Origin of the sequence: Novosphingobium hassiacum (genome assembly GCF_014196055.1) — a bacterium.
In the GTDB taxonomy this organism is placed as follows: Bacteria; Pseudomonadota; Alphaproteobacteria; order Sphingomonadales; family Sphingomonadaceae; genus Novosphingobium; species Novosphingobium hassiacum.
In genome coordinates this window covers 254,472-270,492 of the sequence record NZ_JACICY010000007.1, presented here as the reverse complement: position 1 = coordinate 270,492, position 16,021 = coordinate 254,472, and the positions used below count along the sequence as shown (strand labels likewise).

Genomic DNA, 16,021 nt, shown 5'->3' with positions numbered 1-16,021 from the left:
GCTTCGTTCGACTTGCATGTGTTAGGCATGCCGCCAGCGTTCGTTCTGAGCCAGGATCAAACTCTCAAGTTTTGGTCCAATCTCACAACAGCACGGTCATAAGCCTAAGCCCATAACCGCAATCTGACGTAAAATTAATTCAGGGTATCAACCCTGCACATCTATACGTATGGTTACATAAAGACATGCAAGACGACTGATTTATCTACATACCCGAGCCCCAAAGCCCCGGATGCAGACGCCGTCGCCCACATGTCCCTTCATCTATAACAACAATGTCAAAGAGCCGCTAAAACCGCCACCGGAGTGACAGGATTAGGCGGACAACCAGTACTCCCCGTTTTTTACCGGGGGACTGGATGTCCGTCTATTTTGGCGACCGAGGCGTTGGAGGCGGTTGAAACCGTCTGCTCCGCTCCGGTGAGAGGGCATATATGGAGAGGTTCGGGTCCGGTCAACAGCGCATTGCAATTTTCTTTCAATGCGTGCCGAAACGCCCGGATTGTGGGGCTTTTCGAATGACATAGAGTGCGCAGGTTTGGCGAATCAGTGCCCTGGAGCGCCCCAAATCGGCCATTCCGCGATTCGCTTGGCGTTTCTCGGTCACGCCACAGGGCATGTAAGCCTATGTTTACGCACACGCGGGTAGAGCGGGCGGATGAGTGCTCCAGCGTCGCCCTATATACATAGTCCGTGCCGACCCCGCGTCGCGGTGATCGTGCCCGCCTATGGTGTCGCACATCTGGTCGGCGAGGCACTCGCGTCCCTGCAATGCCAGACCATGCCCGACTGGGAATGCATCGTAATCGACGACGGTGCGCCTGACGACGTTGCCGCAGCAGTCGCTCCTTACCTCACCGACCACCGTATTTCGTTTCTTGCGACGCCTAACGGCGGCGTCTCGACTGCGCGCAACCGTGCGATCGCTGCGACCAGCGCACCGTTGATCGCCCTGCTCGACGGCGACGACCTGTTCCGCCCAGCCTACCTCGAGACGATGGTTGCTGTGCTGGAGTCGGATCCGAATGTCAGGCTCGCTACCTGCAACGCCCGCATCTTCGGCGCAGTCAGCCGCGAACGGACTTGCGTCGAGGCCAAGCAGGGGACCGGCGATGGTGTTCGCGGTTCGCTGGCCGACGTGCTCGACCGCTCCTTCAACGTCTATATCGGAACGACGTTCAGGCGGGCCGACTTCAAGGCGGTCGGCGGCTTTGACACCACCATGGCCCAGTCCGAAGACTTCGACCTCTGGGTCAGGCTGATGTTGCGCGGCGGCGTTGCCTATTATGTCGATACCGTGCTGGGCGATTATCGAGTGCGGCCTGGTTCGGCTTCGAGCAACGCCGGGCGTATGCTCCTCGGCAACATCAAGGTCTACGAGAAGGCGCGTGCATTGCTTCCCGAAGGCAGCGTCGAGAGCCAACTGATCGACCGACTGCTGGCCGACAATCGTGCGTCGCTGTCATTCGAACACGCGATGGACCGCATCATCGACGGCGACACCCGCACGGGCTTGGCCGAATTGCGCAACATCGTTCGTGCCGGGGGCATCGTCGGAGGACCGGTCTGGCGAGCGGCGTTCGCACTGTGGCAGATTTTTCCCCCGCTTGCCCGGCCGATGCTGCGTTGGCGCAGGCGAGCGCACAGTCGGGGCGGCACAGCATCTGCCGCCACCTACTCAAGCCATCTCGAGATGGAAGGATGACCACGCCTACCGTGCAGGCGGTCGACGAAGCAGCGCCGACCATGTCGGTGCGCACCGCCGCGGTCTGGGCGCTGGTCTCGCAATACGTCTCGTTCGCGCTGCAGTTCGTTGCCAGCATCATCCTTGCGCGCTGGTATATAACGCCCGAGCAGCTTGGGCAGTTCTCGATCGCCTTTGCCGCTGTCACGCTGATCGCTTTCCTCCAGGACTTCGGCGTGACCCGCTACATCAACGGCGAGCGCGACCTCACGCCTGACAGGCTACGCAGTGCCTTCACGATCTCGGTGCTGTTCGCCTGGGGCATTGCGCTGCTGGCACTGCTCGCGGCTTGGCCGGTATCGTTGTTCTATGGCGATCCGGGGATGCTCCCGGTGACCCTGATCGTGGCCTCGTCCTATCTGCTGGTGCCGTTGGCGATCGTTCCGCAGGCCACCTGCCAGCGGCGCATGGATTATCGGTCGAACACGATGATCGAGGTCGGCTCGGCGCTGGCCAACGCCGCGACCGCGATCACGCTTGCGGTCATGGGCCACGGTGCTCTGGCGCTGGCATGGGGCGCATTCGCTCAGCAGGCAGCGCGGCTCGTGGTCAGCCAGTGGCGTGCCGGAGGCATGTTGCCATGGCCACCGCGCATCGCCGATGCCTCGCCAATCCTTGCGCTCGGCGGGGCGAACACGATCCAGGTCGTGTGTACCTCGCTATCCGCGCGCGCGCCTGAACTGGTTATCGGTCGCCTGATCGACAACGCGGCCGTCGGCCTGTTCGCGCGCGCCTCGGGCCTCGCGCTGCAATTGCGCCTGCTGATCTCTGGTGCGGTGACCGGCGTCTTTTATCCCGCGTTCCGCCGGGTGCGTGACAACGGCGAGCCGCTCGGCCCGCCCTACTTGCGCGTGATGGCCGCTTATACCGGAGTGACTTGGCCCGCCATGGCCGGAATCGCTGTGTTGTCAGAGCCCCTGATCCGGCTGCTCTATGGCGAGCGTTGGGTAGCCGCCGCGCCGCTGCTAACGTGGATCGCGCTTTCGCAGCTGTGCTACGTCGCGCTGCCCCTTTACGCAGACCTGCCGATGCTGCTGGGGAAACTGAAGCCGCTGATGCGCCGGATGATTGCCGACACAGTCCTGTCAGTCGTTCTCATCGCGATTACCGCGCCGTTCGGGCTGGTCTGGGTAGCGATCTCGCGGGTCGTCCACGGAATAGTCTGGGTCGCGATATACGCGCCGCTGATGCGCGACATCCTCGGCCTGCGCTGGCGTGATTTGGGCTCGGTCGCCACGCGCAGTGCCATCGCCAGCCTTGCCGCGATTGCACCGCTGCTCGCCAGCTATTCGCTGTGGGATGGCCCTGCCAACGCCGGGTTTGGCCAGGTCGCGGGTATGGTCGCTGCAGGCATCGCGCTATGGTTTGCGGCGCTGCGGCTGACGAGGCACCCTCTGTATAACGAGATCAACGATCTTGGTTCAGCCATGCTCGCAAGCCTGCGCCGCGCGCCCAAGGCACTGGCGCGCTGAACCTCTGGCGCAGGCACGGAATGAGGCGTACAATACGGTCGGGAGAAACGGCCATGTTGCCACCAATCGCAAAAGCGGGAATGATCATCGGATTGGCGTTGACTGCTACGAGCCCTGCTCATGCGCAGATCGTCAGCGCGAGCGACCCTGCCCTGCTCAATCCCGAACTCGTGCTGATCCAGCGCGACAACCACAACCGGATGACAGTCCCGGTCCATATCGGCACACAAGGGCCGTTCGAATTCCTGATCGACACCGGGTCGGAACGGACTGTCCTGTCCAGGCAGGTCGCCACGACGCTCGGGCTAGCCATATCGGGCAACAGCACTGTCGTCGGCGTTGCCGGTTCGATCCCGGTCGACCTGGTGGATGTTGACGAGATCAGTCTGGGCAAGCGCTCCTATTATACGCTGACCGCCCCCCTGCTCGAGGGCGCGCACATCGGTGCGGACGGGATCGTCGGGCTCGATAGCCTGCAGGATCAACGCGTGCTGATCGATTTTGCGGCGAATCATATCGCGATCGGCGATGCCATGTCGCTTGGCGGAACACGCGGCTTCGAGATTGTGGTCAGGGCCAAGCGCCGGTCAGGCCAGTTGATCATGACCAACGCGATTGTCGACGGCGTTTCCACCGACATCGTGATCGACACGGGGTCGGACAGCTCGATCGGCAACCTGGCACTACGCAACGCGCTTCGCCGGCGTGGCACGAGCAAGTCCACGGTGCTCTTTTCGGTTACCGGGCAATCGATCGGGGCCGAAATGCAAATGGCCAGCGTCATCGACGTGAACGGCCTGCGACTGCACAACACCTTTCTCTCCTTTGCCGATGCGCCCGCATTTCGCCGTCTCGACTTGGTCAAGCGTCCTGCCATGCTGATGGGCATGACCCAGCTGCGCATGTTCAAGCGAGTCGCGATCGACTTCGCCTCGCGGCGTGTGCTGTTCGATCTCCCGACAGGCGTTGCCGGGCTGATTTCGGACAAAGTCGTGTTCTGATCGCAGCTAAGGACTGGCGTCGAGCGTCAGGCACCTTATGTGCAGGCCATGCCACCAGATAACGCGATCAACCCGACCGATGCCCGCCACGACGGGTGGCTGACGCTCAAGCGTTTCCTGCCGTACTTGTGGCCTGCGGACAATGCGATGCTGCGCCGACGGGTGATGGGCGCCTGCGTTATGGTGCTGCTGGGCAAGGCGACGACACTCGCGCTTCCATTCGCCTACAAGAAAGCCGTCGATGCGATGACGCTCGACACGGGCCGATCGCAGGCCGCGCTGACCGTGGCGATGGCGTTCGTGCTCGCCTATGCACTGGGCCGGTTCGCGGGCGTGGCATTCGACAACTTCCGCAACATCGTGTTCGAGCGCGTTGGGCAGGACGCCACCCGACATCTGGCCGAAAACGTCTTCGCCCGCCTCCACCGCCTGAGCCTGCGCTTCCACCTCGCCCGCCGCACCGGCGAGGTGACCAAGGTGATCGAACGCGGGACCAAGAGCATCGACACGATGCTCTATTTCCTGCTGTTCAACATCGCGCCGACCATCATCGAACTGACTGCGGTGATCATCATCTTCTGGCTGAACTTCGGGCTGGGGCTGGTCGGCGCGACGGTGTTCGCCGTGATCGCCTATGTCTGGGTTACGCGGACGATTACCGAATGGCGCTCGGCCCTGCGCGAAAAGATGAACCGGCTCGACGGGCAAGCCCTGTCGCGCGCCGTCGATTCGCTGCTGAACTACGAGACCGTGAAGTACTTCGGAGCGGAATCACGCGAGGAGGCGCGCTACGCCTCGGCCGCACGCGCCTATGCCGATGCTGCGGTCAAAAGCGAGAACAGCCTCGGCCTGCTCAACATCGCCCAAGCAATCATCGTCAACCTGCTGATGGCAGGCGCGATGGCGTGGACGGTCTATGGCTGGTCGCAAGGGCGGCTGACCGTGGGCGACCTCGTATTCGTCAACACCTACCTCACCCAGCTTTTCCGACCGCTGGACATGCTCGGCATGGTCTATCGCACGATCCGCCAAGGCCTGATCGACATGGCCGAGATGTTCCGCCTGATCGATACCCCTGTCGAAGTCGCGGACGTGCCGAACGCGCCCGCGCTGCTGATTCAGCGCCCAAGCGTCACGTTCGACAATGTCGTGTTCGGTTATGACCGCGATCGCGAAATCCTCCACGGCCTCTCGTTCGAAGTGCCCGCGGGCAGCCGAGTTGCCATCGTCGGCCCATCGGGCGCTGGCAAATCGACCATCGCGCGTCTGCTGTTCCGCTTCTATGATCCGTGGGAAGGCCGCATCCTGATCGACGGACAGGACATTTCGAAGATCACGCAAGCCAGCTTGCGTGCAGCGCTCGGCATCGTCCCGCAGGATTCGGTGCTGTTCAACGACACCATCGGCTACAACATCGCCTATGGCCGCGATGGCGCTGGCCCCGCCGAAGTCGATTCCGCCGCGCGCGGAGCGGCCATCGCCGATTTCATTGCCCGCCTGCCCAAGGGTTACGACACCGAAGTCGGCGAACGCGGTCTCAAGCTATCGGGCGGCGAAAAGCAGCGCGTCGCCATCGCACGCACTCTGGTGAAAAACCCGCCGATCGTACTGTTCGACGAAGCCACCAGCGCGCTCGACACCCGCACCGAGCAGGACATCCTCTCGACCATGCGCGCCGTCGCCACGCACCGCACGACAATCTCGATCGCGCACCGCCTCTCGACCATCGCCGACTCGGACAATATCCTCGTGCTGGATCAGGGCAAGCTGGTTGAACAGGGCAGCCACAACGACCTGCTACGCCGCGACGGCCTCTATGCCGAGATGTGGGCACGCCAGGCGCAGGAAAGCGATGAGGTCAGCGAGGCGGCGGAGTAGCGCTCAGGCTTTGAGGTCGGAGGCCTCATGCCACACCACGGCCTGCGCAACCTTGATACAGTCCATCCCGCCGTCGAACGTCATCGACGGCGAGCCATAGAGCCGCCAGCCCTGCTCCAGCGCTTCGGATACGCGCTCGCAAAAGGCGCGGTCGTCCTTGCCGGTCAGCAGGCGGTAGATCGGGCGATCGTCGGGCGTCTGGTGCATGGATGTCCCTAAAGTTCAGCGCGCCAACAAAAGAGGTCGCCGTCCTCTTCGTCAAGCCGTTCGCCGATCCGGGCAAAGCCGTTGCGTTCCAGCACGCGCTGCGAGGCGATGTTATCGGTGCGAGTCTCGGCGACGATGGCGTGCAGCCGCCCGTCACCGCGCGCCCATTCGAGCAGCGCCGCAACAGCATCGGCCGCATGACCATGCCCGCGCGAACCCGGCGCCACGCCATAGCCGATCTGCACGACGCCAACCTCGACCACCTCCGTGATCGACAGCAGGCCGACCACATCGTCGCGCGATATCATCAGCCATGCCGCCGGAGAAAACCGACGCCCGACCACATCCGCAACCTCCGCCAGCATCGCCAGCACCTCGGCCTCCGCAACCGGCGTGGCGGCAAGCGCAGTTCCGTCCGTGAGTGCCTCACCCGCAATCAGCTGCGCAAAATGCTCAGCCGTCGCGGCTGTCAGTCGGACGCTCATGCTGCCTACTCGGGTCCCGGGAACCGGGCAAACTCGGGAAGTTCATGCTGCCCCGCCATCCAGCCAAGACGTTCGGCGGTCTGGATATGAACTTGCGCCGGCAATTGATCAGGATCGTCGAACGTAGCCGACTGCACATCGACGATGCCCGGCAAATTTTCCTCGTTCACGAAGAACACGCCCGTCCCGCACTTCGGGCAGAAGCTGCGCATCGATGCGCCCGACGAATTGTGCGTCGTCACCTCACCTTGCGTCAGCGCAAACTGATGGGCTTTAAACATCGCCCAAGCGACCATCGGCGCGCCTGAACTCTTGCGGCAGTCGGTGCAGTGGCAGATCGCCACGTGCATCGGCGGCCCATCGACCTTGTACCGCACCGCGCCACAATGACATCCGCCTGCACGTTCCATGATCGCCTCCATCGACTCAACGATGGAACGTTAAGGGAACGGCGCACGCCTCACAAGATATACTTCGAAAGGTCCGCGTTGCCCGCCAGCACTGCCAGCTTGTCCGCCACGTAAGCCTCGTCCACAGTCACCGTCTGTCCCGTGCGGTCTTCGGCATCGAAGCTGACTTCCTCCAGCAGCTTTTCCATCACTGTCTGAAGCCTGCGCGCGCCGATGTTCTCGACGCTTTCGTTGACCTGCGCCGCTGTCCGCGCAATCGCGCGCACCGCCTCGGGAGTCACGTCGAGCGTCACCTCCTCGGTCGCCAGCAGCGCAACGTATTGCTCTACAAGGTTCGCGCGCGTTTCCGAAAGGATGCGCACGAAGTCGTCTTCGGTCAGCGCCTTCAATTCGACGCGGATCGGCAGACGCCCCTGCAATTCGGGCAGCATGTCGCTCGGCTTGGCCACATGGAACGCGCCGCTGGCAATGAACAACACGTGGTCGGTCTTCATCGGCCCGTACTTGGTCGCAACCGTCGTACCCTCGATCAGCGGCAACAGATCGCGCTGCACGCCTTCGCGCGAGACCGATCCTCCGCGCACGTCTGACACCGCGATCTTGTCGATCTCATCGAGGAACACGATGCCATTGGTCTCGGCATTGCGGATCGCCTCGCGCGCGACATCGTCCTGGTCCATGCGCTTTTCGGCTTCCTCGTCGACCAGCTTGTCCCAGGCCTCGGCCACGCGCAGCTTGCGCCGCTTGAGGTTCTGTTTGCCGAATGCCTTGCCCATCATGTCCGACAGGTTGATCATGCCGATCCCGCCCGGCATCCCCGGTATCTCCATCGGAGCAGCCGGCGCGTCTTCCACCTCGATCTCGACTTCGACCTCGTTCATCGAACCATCTGCGAGCCGCGCCTTGAAGCTCTCGCGCGTCGCCTCGCTCGCACCGTCGCCGACCAGCGCCTTCAACAGCCGGTCCATCGCTGCCTTGCTCGCGGCCTCACGCACCGCATCGCGGCGGCGGTCCTTCTCCAGCCGGATCGCCTCCTCGACGAGATCGCGCGCGATCTGTTCGACATCGCGACCGACATAGCCAACCTCGGTGAACTTGGTCGCCTCGACCTTGACGAACGGTGCGTCGGCCAGCTTGGCCAACCGTCGGCTGATCTCGGTCTTGCCGCAGCCCGTCGGCCCGATCATCAGGATGTTCTTGGGGCTGACCTCGTCCCGCAAGTCGGCCGACAGCCGCTGGCGCCGCCAACGGTTGCGCAGAGCCACAGCGACAGCCTTCTTGGCGTCGGTCTGCCCTACGATATGCTCGTCCAGTGCGCGGACAATAGCCTTGGGGGTAAGCGAATCTTTCATGGTGTCTCTCTTCTCCCCTCCCGCCTGCGGGAGGGGTCGGGGAAGGGCATGTTCGGGACGGCAGCAACGCGCTCTCCCCTAACCCCTCCCACAAGCGGGAGGGGAACTAGACTTCCTCGACCGTCACGCGGTCGTTGGTAAACACGCAGACTTCGGCCGCCACCTGCATCGCGCGGCGGGCAATCTTCTCGGCATCGTCCTCGTAATCGTCGAGCGCCTTGGCTGCGGCCAGCGCATAGTTGCCGCCCGATCCGATCGCCGCGATCCCGCCTTCAGGCTCCAGCACGTCGCCGTTGCCGGTCAGGATCAGCATCGTCTCGGCGTCGGCAACGATCATCAAGGCTTCAAGATTGCGCAGGTACTTGTCGGTGCGCCAGTCCTTGGCGAGTTCGACAGCAGCGCGCATCAATTGCCCGCGATGCTGTTCCAGCTTGCGTTCCAGGCGCTCGAACAGGGTGAAGGCGTCCGCCGTCGCGCCTGCGAACCCGGCAATGACCTTGCCCTTGCCGCTTTCGTCCAGCGCGCCGATGCGCCGCACCTTGCGCGCGTTCGGCTTCATCACCGTGTTGCCCATGGAGACCTGACCGTCACCTGCGATGACGGTGCGGCCGTTCTTCTTCACCCCGATGATGGTGGTGCCGTGCCACTGTATAAGGCCGTGGCTCGCCCTGCTCTCGTCCATGAACGAGGATATGGGATGCCCGGGTCTTGCGTTCAAGCGACCGGGCATCGAGTCCGATCAGCTGCCGTTCGGACCGCTGCCGCCGGTCGCGCCGCCCTGCCCGCCACCGGGCACTGCGCCGACCTGGCCGATGTTGCCGAACAGGTCTTCGAAGAAGCTGCGATCGCGGCCCAGCGTCGGCGTCTTGTCACCATTGGGTGAGAGGCGCACGACCTTGTCCATGCCTTCGCGGTTCAGCGAGACGACGTTGCCGCGCGGATCGAAATCCACGACGAGCAGCGACTGGCTTGCCGTCTTGGGCCGCGTGAACGGCTTCTGTTCGGTGTTCATCGCCACGTAGTACCAGCTCTGCTTGCCGAACTCGCTGATGAACGTCGGGCGGCCCAGCGTGCGCTCGACCGACAGCTTGTTGTCCACGCCCGGCTGAACGGAGGCGACCAGCGCCTCGTCGATGATATAGCCGCGGTGATCCTTGATGCTGGCACATCCGGTCGCCAACAGGCCCAGGGCAAGTATCGCCGCACCCTGTACCATCAGACCACTGTTCCGCATTCACAAACTCCGCTTCATTCCAAGGCGCACTCATGCCCGTTTGCATCGGGAAAGCACAGCCTATATCGGCGGACCCTTAGGGTCCAATATGGATTACCGCAATGCCGCCAGCCCGGTCGCCTTGCGGGAGACATATCGGGCCAGCCTGTTCGCGTGCTGGACGGCACTGATTTAATCGCCCCTGAACGGGGTTCACGTTAGGAAATACCAGATGTCCTTCTTGCGCAAACTGTTCGGACGCAAGGCCGATGATCGCGCGGTCGCCCGTCCGCTATGGCACCGCACGGTAGAGATCGCGCGCGAAAAGGAATGGTATCGCGATTGCGGCGTGGCCGACACCGTCGCGGGCCGCTTCGACATGATCACGCTGATCCTGTCGATCGTGCTTATCCGGATGGAGCGCGACGCCGAACTGATCGAGCCGTCGGTGCGTCTGACCGAACTGTTCGTCGAGGATATGGACGGTCAGTTGCGCGAAAGCGGCGTCGGCGATGTCGTCGTCGGCAAGCGAGTCGGCGAGCTGATGAGCGTGCTCGGCGGCAGGCTCGGTGCCTATCGCGACGCGCTCGCCACGCGCGACGAAAGCGCCATGGCCGCCGCGATCGGACGCAACGTCAACCTGCAGGACGGCACCGATCCATTGCTGATCACACGCCGCGCGCGCGCTTTTGCTGCCGGGCTGGACCTCGTGCCCGCTTTCCGCGTTCTCGACGCGGAGATCGGCAAATGAGCGCTTCTGAATTTTCGCGGATGATCGACCTGCGGCAGATCAACGACCAGCCGATCGTGCTCGAACCCGACGAGGTTGAGCGCCGCCGTCTTGCCGGTCGCTTCTCGATCAGCGCAATTGATACGATGAAAGCCGAACTGCAGCTTGCCGTCGACGGCTCGACCGTCGAAGCAAGAGGCCGCCTGACCGCACGGATCGTCCAGGCTTGCGCCATCTCGGGAGAGGATTTCCCCGTCGCGATTGACGAGCCTATCGACCTTCGTTTCGTCCACCCTACGGCCTTCCAGCCGGACGAAGAAATCGAGATCACCGCCGATGCCTGCGACGAGATCGAGTACGAGGGCACCGCGTTCGATCTGGGTGAAGCCGTCGCTCAGACCCTGGCCCTGGCCATCGATCCGTTCGCCGAAGGCCCCGACGCGGACCGCGCCCGCGCCGAACATCAGCTTGGCGGCGACGTGGCTACCGGTCCGTTCGCGGCTCTCTCCGCTCTGAAGACGAAGGACTGATCGTTTGGCACCACCTCCCGGCCGCGGCCGCGACCTGATCAGTGGCCCGATCCTCAAGACGCTGGTCCTGTTCGGCGCGCCGACGCTTGCCTCGAACATTCTCCAGTCGCTCAACGGCTCGATCAACTCGGTCTGGGTCGGCCGGATGCTCGGCGAAGGCGCACTGGCGGCAACGGCCAACGCCAACGTCATCATGTTCCTGGTGTTCTCGGCAGCCTTCGGCTTCGGCATGGCGGCCACGGTCAAGATCGGCCAGTCGTTCGGCGCGGGCAACATCGAGGCCGCGCGCCGCACGTTCGGCACGGCGATCGGGTTCTGCGTGCTGCTCTCACTGCTGGTCGGAACGCTCGGCTGGCTGTTCGCCCCGCAACTGCTGACGGCGATGGGCGCTCCCGGAGAGACCTACATCTATGCGCTGACCTACCTGCGCGTGATCTTCATCGCCATGCCCGCCTCGATGGTCACGGTCATCCTCGGCATGGGTTTGCGCGGCGGGGGCGATGCCTCGACTCCGCTCAAGTTCATGATCCTGTCCTCGGTGCTCGACGTCGGGCTCAACCCCCTGCTGATCGGCGGCTACGGCCCGATCCCTCCGCTCGGCATTGCTGGGGCCGCACTCGCAACCGCAATCGCCGCTTTCATCGCAATGGTCGGCCTCGTCGCTTACGTCTATATCAAGGACCTGCCGCTGCGCCTCAAGGGTGCCGAACTCAAATGGCTCTGGCCGCGTCGCGACGAGCTTGATTACATCGTCCGCAAAGGCCTGCCTATGGGGGCGCAGATGCTGGTCATCTCCGCTGGTGGCATCGTCGCCATCGGCCTCGTCAACCGTGAAGGTCTGATCGTCAGTGCAGCCTACGGTGCGGCGCTGCAGCTGTGGACCTACCTGCAGATGCCCGCGATGGCGATCTCCGCTGCGGTCAGCGCGATGGCCGCGCAGGCGATCGGCGCAGGCCTGTCACAGCGTCTGGGCAAGATCACCCGCTGGGGCGTACTGCTCAACCTTAGCGTAACCGGCGCGCTCTGTGCGATCATCCTGCTGTTCGACCGCCCCGCGCTCGAACTGTTCCTTGGAGCGACAAGCCCCGCCGTAGACGAGGCACGCCATATCCAGTTCCTCGCCAGCTGGAGCTATATCCTGTTCGGCGTCACGATCGTGCTGTTCGGAACGATGCGCGCGGGCGGCGTGGTGTGGGCACCACTGATCATCCTGACGGCAGTGCTCTATCCGATCCGCCTCGGCTTCTATTACGTGTTCTATCCAGTGCTCGGTGCCGACGCGCTGTGGCTGGCGTTCCCGGTCAGTTCGGCCTGCGCGGTTGCCATGGCCTATTACGCCTACCGCAGGCCCGGCTGGCGGCAACAGGCCCGCGCGGTTCCTGACGACGAGTGCGAGGAAGAAACCCATGCCGATGGCGACACCGCCGGACGCATGGTGCCGTCGCTTTAAGCTCTAGAGTCAGATGACATCTGGCTCTAGCGGCTCTGCGCGCGCCAACGCTGCACGGTGCGCTCCACCGCCTGCTCCTCGCCACCCGCTTTGCTCCACAGCTCGTAGAACGAAGGGTCGTTCGAGGCCGGGCGCTTCATCGCTTCCAGTTCGTCGAACGACACACGCATCGGGATCGACACGCCCTCGCCCGAGATGATGCACTCGCGGTTGCGCAGCGCCGGGATCGTATCGACGAAACCGCGCGCGCCTTCGGGCATCGCCGCCTTGACGAAGGCCTGGTCGCGCTCGTTGTTGAGGCGCATCGCGATGATCGTGCCGCACTGCGACAGCACGCCCTCGGCAAGATCGGACGGGCGCTGCGTGATCAGACCGAGCGAAACACCGTACTTGCGCCCTTCCTTGGCGATGCGCGACAAGATGCGCCCGACCGACGATCCGCCCGAGTTCTTCTCGCTCGGCACGTAACGGTGCGCTTCTTCGCAGACCAGCAGCACTGGCCGCGTTTCCTCGTCGCGCGACCAGATCGCGTAGTCGAACACCAGCCGACTCAGCACCGCCACCACGGTCGACGTAATTTCCGAAGGCACGCCCGAAACGTCGATGATCGAGATCGGCTTGCCGTTGGCCGGCATGCGGAAAATCTTGGAAATGAACTCGGCCATCGTATCGCCGACCAGCATGCCTGAGAACATGAACTGGAAGCGCGGATCACCGCGCACTTCCTCGATCTTGGTCTTGAGCCGCATGTATGGGATCGAGTTGGTGCCCTTGTCGAGCCGCCCCATCTCGTTCGAAAGGATGTTGAGCAGGTCCGACAGCAGGTAGGGAATCGGCGAATCGACGGTAATCTTGCCGATCTGCTCGGCCAGCCGGTTCTTCTGCCGCGCGGCCAGCAGGCACTTGGCCAGAATGTCCAGATCGACCTGGCGATCGGTGCCCGCCGAGGTGATGAACACCTCACAGTGCTCCTCGAAGTTCATCAGCCAGTACGGCATCTGCAGGTTCGATACGTCGAGCAACTGCCCGGTGTGCTTGAACGCGCTCGCGTATTCACCATGCGGATCGATCATCACGATGTGCCCTGACGGTGCCATCTCGCAGATCCGGTGCAGGATCAGCGCCGCCGCGGTCGATTTGCCGGTGCCGGTCGATCCCAACAGCGCAAAGTGCTTGCCCAGCAGGGCATCGACATAGAGACCCGCACGAATGTCGCGCGTGGGAAATACCGTGCCGATCGATATGTTGGTGCGCCCGTCGCTCGCATAGATCTGGCGCAAGTCGTTGCTCGTCGTGGGATAGACCAGCGCGCCAGGAACCGGATAGCGCGTCACGCCGCGGCGAAAGCCATAGATCTTACCGGTCAGGCGCTCTTCCTCGCCCTCGCCCAGAAAATCGATGTCGGCGATGATCCCGCCCTCGACCGACGTATCCAGCCGCTGGTTGCGCACGCTCGCGAGCAGCCATGAATTGCCGACGCGGACCTTGATCTGGCTGCCCACCTTGCCCGACAGCGCCACCGACGGATCGAGATCGCTCGTGCATTCATCGAGCCGCGCCAGGTCGAGCCGGATGGCCGAGCCCGAGCCTGCAACCTCGCGCACCAACCCGATCGGCTTGCGTGCATTGTCCGAACCTATCGTGGCCTCGGGCATCGCAAAGGGCGCGCGCGCAGATAGCTCAGCGGGTGCGGCGGCTGGCGTTCCCTTGTCAAACCCTTGCATCCCCATGTCGGACATCACGCGCAAATCCCTCGGCCTGTTTGGCGACTTTCCGGGATTAACGGGTCTAGGTTAATTTGCGCTAAATCTGTGTGTTGTTGTTTTAATCCAGGGTCATACAAGCGCGAACAGACGCCCCGCGATCCAGCCCATCCCGACCGAGACCAACACCGCGAACAAGCCGTAGAGCAAGCCGTTGTCTTCTGCCGCGACCGCCACGAACCGCTCGAACCCCTCCTTGGTCACGTCCACCCGGGTTATTGCCGATGCGACGACCTTGCCGTTGCGGATGGCAAACGTCTCGGCGGTATAGGTGCCGGTCTGGACGCTCGACGGAAGTCCGATCCGCGCATGGTACAGTACCTGCCCGCTCATCTTCACGCCGCCCTGATCCTCGCGGTACAGGCCCTCGCGACGCATCAGATCGACCAGCCCTGCCGAAAAGCGCTGCTGTTCGGCCGGCTCGATCACCCCGATCGGCGAAAGCTGCAGCCATTTGAGCCCCAGTTCGTAGATCGCCGCAGTCTTGTCATCGACGATATCGGCAATCGGCCGCGACGATGATACCGCGAAATAGCTCGGCGCGGAACGGAACTCGGTCGAATCCGCATTGATCCACATCCCGGCAATCTTCTGCTTCTCGCGCAATACGATCGACTGGACCGGCCCCTCCAGCACCACCACGATGTCGTAGTCCTGTGCAGCGCGACTGCCTTCGGGACTGAGGATCGCGCCGAACAGCAACAGGTCCGCGCCGGTAAAGCCTTGGCGGACTTGCACCTCATGCTGCGAAATCTCGGGCACCAGAATCGGGTCGCGCGCGCCCAGCAGCAACATGCACGCCAGCAGCGCCCACACCCGCATCATAGCCCGATCACCGTGTATATTTCGTCCGGTCGATACCCCAGCCCCAGCGCCATACGCATCGCCACCAGCAACACGACCGCCGCCAGGATCAGGCGCAAGTGCTCGGGCTTGGCTTTCTGCGCAAACTGCGCGCCGACTTGCGCGCCGGTCACCGATCCGATCAGCAGCAGCACCGCCAGCACGATGTCCACCGCGCGCGTGGTCAGCGCGTGCATCATCGTCGTCGTCATCGTAACGAACAGGATCTGGAACAGCGATGTTCCGACCACCACGTTGACGCCCATGCCCAGAATGTAAAGCATGGCAGGCACGAGGATGAACCCGCCGCCGATGCCCATAAGCATCGTCAGCACGCCGGTGATCATACCCAGCAGCAGCGGTGCCAGCGGCGAAATGTACAGGCCCGAACGATAGAACCGCCAACGCAGCGGGAGGCTTGCCACCAGCGGATGATGCCGCCGCTTGCGCGCTGGCAACGGTATGCCCGTACGTTCGGCGCGCAAGGCGGTCAGGCTCTCGTGCGCCATCAACCCGCCGATCCCGCCCAGCAGCAGGACATAGAGGATGTTGATCACCGTATCGATCTGGCCCCACGCCTGCAGCAGCCTGAACAGCAGCGATCCCAACCCGGTCCCGATCACCCCGCCCGCCACCAGTACGGCACCGATATGGTAGTCGATGCCGTTGCGTCGGGCATGGGCAAACGCGCCCGAAACGCTGGCGCCCGTCACCTGGCTTGCGGCCGAGGCGGCGGCAACCGTCGGCGGAATGCCATAGAAGATCAGCAGCGGCGTAGTGAGGAACCCGCCGCCGACGCCGAACATGCCCGAGAGCAGGCCCGTGAGCGCGCCGAGACCGACGATCACCAGCCCGTTCACTGAAAGGTTAGCGATGGGAAGATAGACGTCCATTGCCCTGCCGACGCTAGGCGCGGCTTCCCCGCCCAGCAACCCCGCTAGGC

The 16,021-nt window shown here is 63.4% G+C and carries 16 protein-coding genes and 1 rRNA gene; 7 read left to right on the top strand and 10 right to left on the bottom strand.

What is annotated here, in order from left to right; genetic code table 11:
• A 16S ribosomal RNA gene (locus GGQ88_RS15300) occupies positions 1–72 on the bottom strand; the annotation flags it as partial.
• A gap of 586 nt (positions 73–658) precedes the next feature.
• Between GGQ88_RS15300 and GGQ88_RS15295 the strand changes: the two genes are divergently transcribed.
• From GGQ88_RS15295 to GGQ88_RS15280, 4 genes are read left to right on the top strand one after another with little or no spacing between them, the layout of a single operon-like run.
• Positions 659–1,705 (top strand): glycosyltransferase family A protein, encoded by a 1,047-nt coding sequence (locus GGQ88_RS15295; protein ID WP_183614303.1) that lies wholly within the window; start codon positions 659–661, stop codon positions 1,703–1,705.
• Positions 1,702–3,216 carry an oligosaccharide flippase family protein gene (locus GGQ88_RS15290; RefSeq protein WP_183614302.1) on the top strand — a complete coding sequence of 505 codons (1,515 nt, stop codon included), beginning with the start codon at positions 1,702–1,704 and terminating at the stop codon, positions 3,214–3,216. The genes GGQ88_RS15295 and GGQ88_RS15290 overlap by 4 nt, the downstream gene beginning before the upstream one ends.
• A gap of 53 nt (positions 3,217–3,269) precedes the next feature.
• Complete coding sequence (locus GGQ88_RS15285; protein ID WP_246386056.1) at positions 3,270–4,217, top strand: retropepsin-like aspartic protease; 948 nt, start codon at positions 3,270–3,272, stop codon at positions 4,215–4,217.
• Between the two features lie 48 nt (positions 4,218–4,265).
• Positions 4,266–6,095 carry an ABCB family ABC transporter ATP-binding protein/permease gene (locus GGQ88_RS15280; RefSeq protein ID WP_183614301.1) on the top strand — a complete coding sequence of 610 codons (1,830 nt, stop codon included), beginning with the start codon at positions 4,266–4,268 and terminating at the stop codon, positions 6,093–6,095.
• 3 nt (positions 6,096–6,098) lie between these two features.
• Here the strand turns inward: GGQ88_RS15280 and GGQ88_RS15275 are convergent, their stop codons facing one another.
• From GGQ88_RS15275 to GGQ88_RS15250, 6 genes are all read right to left on the bottom strand, one after another.
• Positions 6,099–6,302 (bottom strand): DUF1737 domain-containing protein, encoded by a 204-nt coding sequence (locus GGQ88_RS15275; RefSeq protein ID WP_183614300.1) that lies wholly within the window; start codon positions 6,300–6,302, stop codon positions 6,099–6,101.
• 8 nt (positions 6,303–6,310) lie between these two features.
• Entirely contained in the window at positions 6,311–6,787 is a 477-nt protein-coding gene (locus GGQ88_RS15270) for a GNAT family N-acetyltransferase (protein ID WP_183614299.1), read from the bottom strand.
• A 5-nt stretch (positions 6,788–6,792) separates the two neighbouring features.
• On the bottom strand, positions 6,793–7,197 hold the full coding sequence (locus GGQ88_RS15265) for a GFA family protein (protein ID WP_183614298.1): 405 nt from the start codon (positions 7,195–7,197) through the stop codon (positions 6,793–6,795).
• A gap of 50 nt (positions 7,198–7,247) precedes the next feature.
• On the bottom strand, positions 7,248–8,549 hold the full coding sequence (gene hslU, locus GGQ88_RS15260; RefSeq protein WP_183614297.1) for an ATP-dependent protease ATPase subunit HslU: 1,302 nt from the start codon (positions 8,547–8,549) through the stop codon (positions 7,248–7,250).
• A gap of 106 nt (positions 8,550–8,655) precedes the next feature.
• The gene (gene hslV / locus GGQ88_RS15255; RefSeq protein WP_183614296.1) at positions 8,656–9,231 is read right to left on the bottom strand and encodes an ATP-dependent protease subunit HslV; all 576 of its coding nucleotides are present in this window, start codon (positions 9,229–9,231) and stop codon (positions 8,656–8,658) included.
• Between the two features lie 57 nt (positions 9,232–9,288).
• Positions 9,289–9,783 (bottom strand): outer membrane protein assembly factor BamE, encoded by a 495-nt coding sequence (locus tag GGQ88_RS15250; RefSeq protein ID WP_183614295.1) that lies wholly within the window; start codon positions 9,781–9,783, stop codon positions 9,289–9,291.
• A gap of 211 nt (positions 9,784–9,994) precedes the next feature.
• Here GGQ88_RS15250 and GGQ88_RS15245 point away from each other — a divergent pair, with 211 nt between their 5' ends.
• The 3 genes from GGQ88_RS15245 to GGQ88_RS15235 are packed head-to-tail and all read left to right on the top strand — an operon-like array spanning position 9,995 to position 12,472.
• The gene (locus GGQ88_RS15245; RefSeq protein WP_183614294.1) at positions 9,995–10,513 is read left to right on the top strand and encodes a ubiquinol-cytochrome C chaperone family protein; all 519 of its coding nucleotides are present in this window, start codon (positions 9,995–9,997) and stop codon (positions 10,511–10,513) included.
• Positions 10,510–11,022, top strand: a complete 513-nt coding sequence (locus GGQ88_RS15240) for a YceD family protein (protein ID WP_183614293.1) — start codon at positions 10,510–10,512, stop codon at positions 11,020–11,022. Before GGQ88_RS15245 ends, GGQ88_RS15240 begins: the two co-directional genes overlap by 4 nt.
• 4 nt (positions 11,023–11,026) lie before the next feature.
• Positions 11,027–12,472 (top strand): MATE family efflux transporter, encoded by a 1,446-nt coding sequence (locus GGQ88_RS15235; protein ID WP_183614292.1) that lies wholly within the window; start codon positions 11,027–11,029, stop codon positions 12,470–12,472.
• Between the two features lie 26 nt (positions 12,473–12,498).
• Here the strand turns inward: GGQ88_RS15235 and GGQ88_RS15230 are convergent, their stop codons facing one another.
• The 3 genes from GGQ88_RS15230 to GGQ88_RS15220 all read right to left on the bottom strand — a co-directional run bounded on the left by GGQ88_RS15230 (position 12,499) and on the right by GGQ88_RS15220 (position 15,971).
• Positions 12,499–14,127: an ATP-binding protein gene (locus tag GGQ88_RS15230; RefSeq protein ID WP_425490453.1), complete on the bottom strand. Its 1,629-nt coding sequence runs from the start codon at positions 14,125–14,127 to the stop codon at positions 12,499–12,501.
• A 180-nt stretch (positions 14,128–14,307) separates the two neighbouring features.
• Positions 14,308–15,060 (bottom strand): TIGR02186 family protein, encoded by a 753-nt coding sequence (locus GGQ88_RS15225; RefSeq protein ID WP_183614291.1) that lies wholly within the window; start codon positions 15,058–15,060, stop codon positions 14,308–14,310.
• Positions 15,057–15,971: a sulfite exporter TauE/SafE family protein gene (locus GGQ88_RS15220; protein WP_183614290.1), complete on the bottom strand. Its 915-nt coding sequence runs from the start codon at positions 15,969–15,971 to the stop codon at positions 15,057–15,059. The genes GGQ88_RS15225 and GGQ88_RS15220 overlap by 4 nt, the downstream gene beginning before the upstream one ends.
• Between the last annotated feature and the right edge of the window lie 50 nt (positions 15,972–16,021).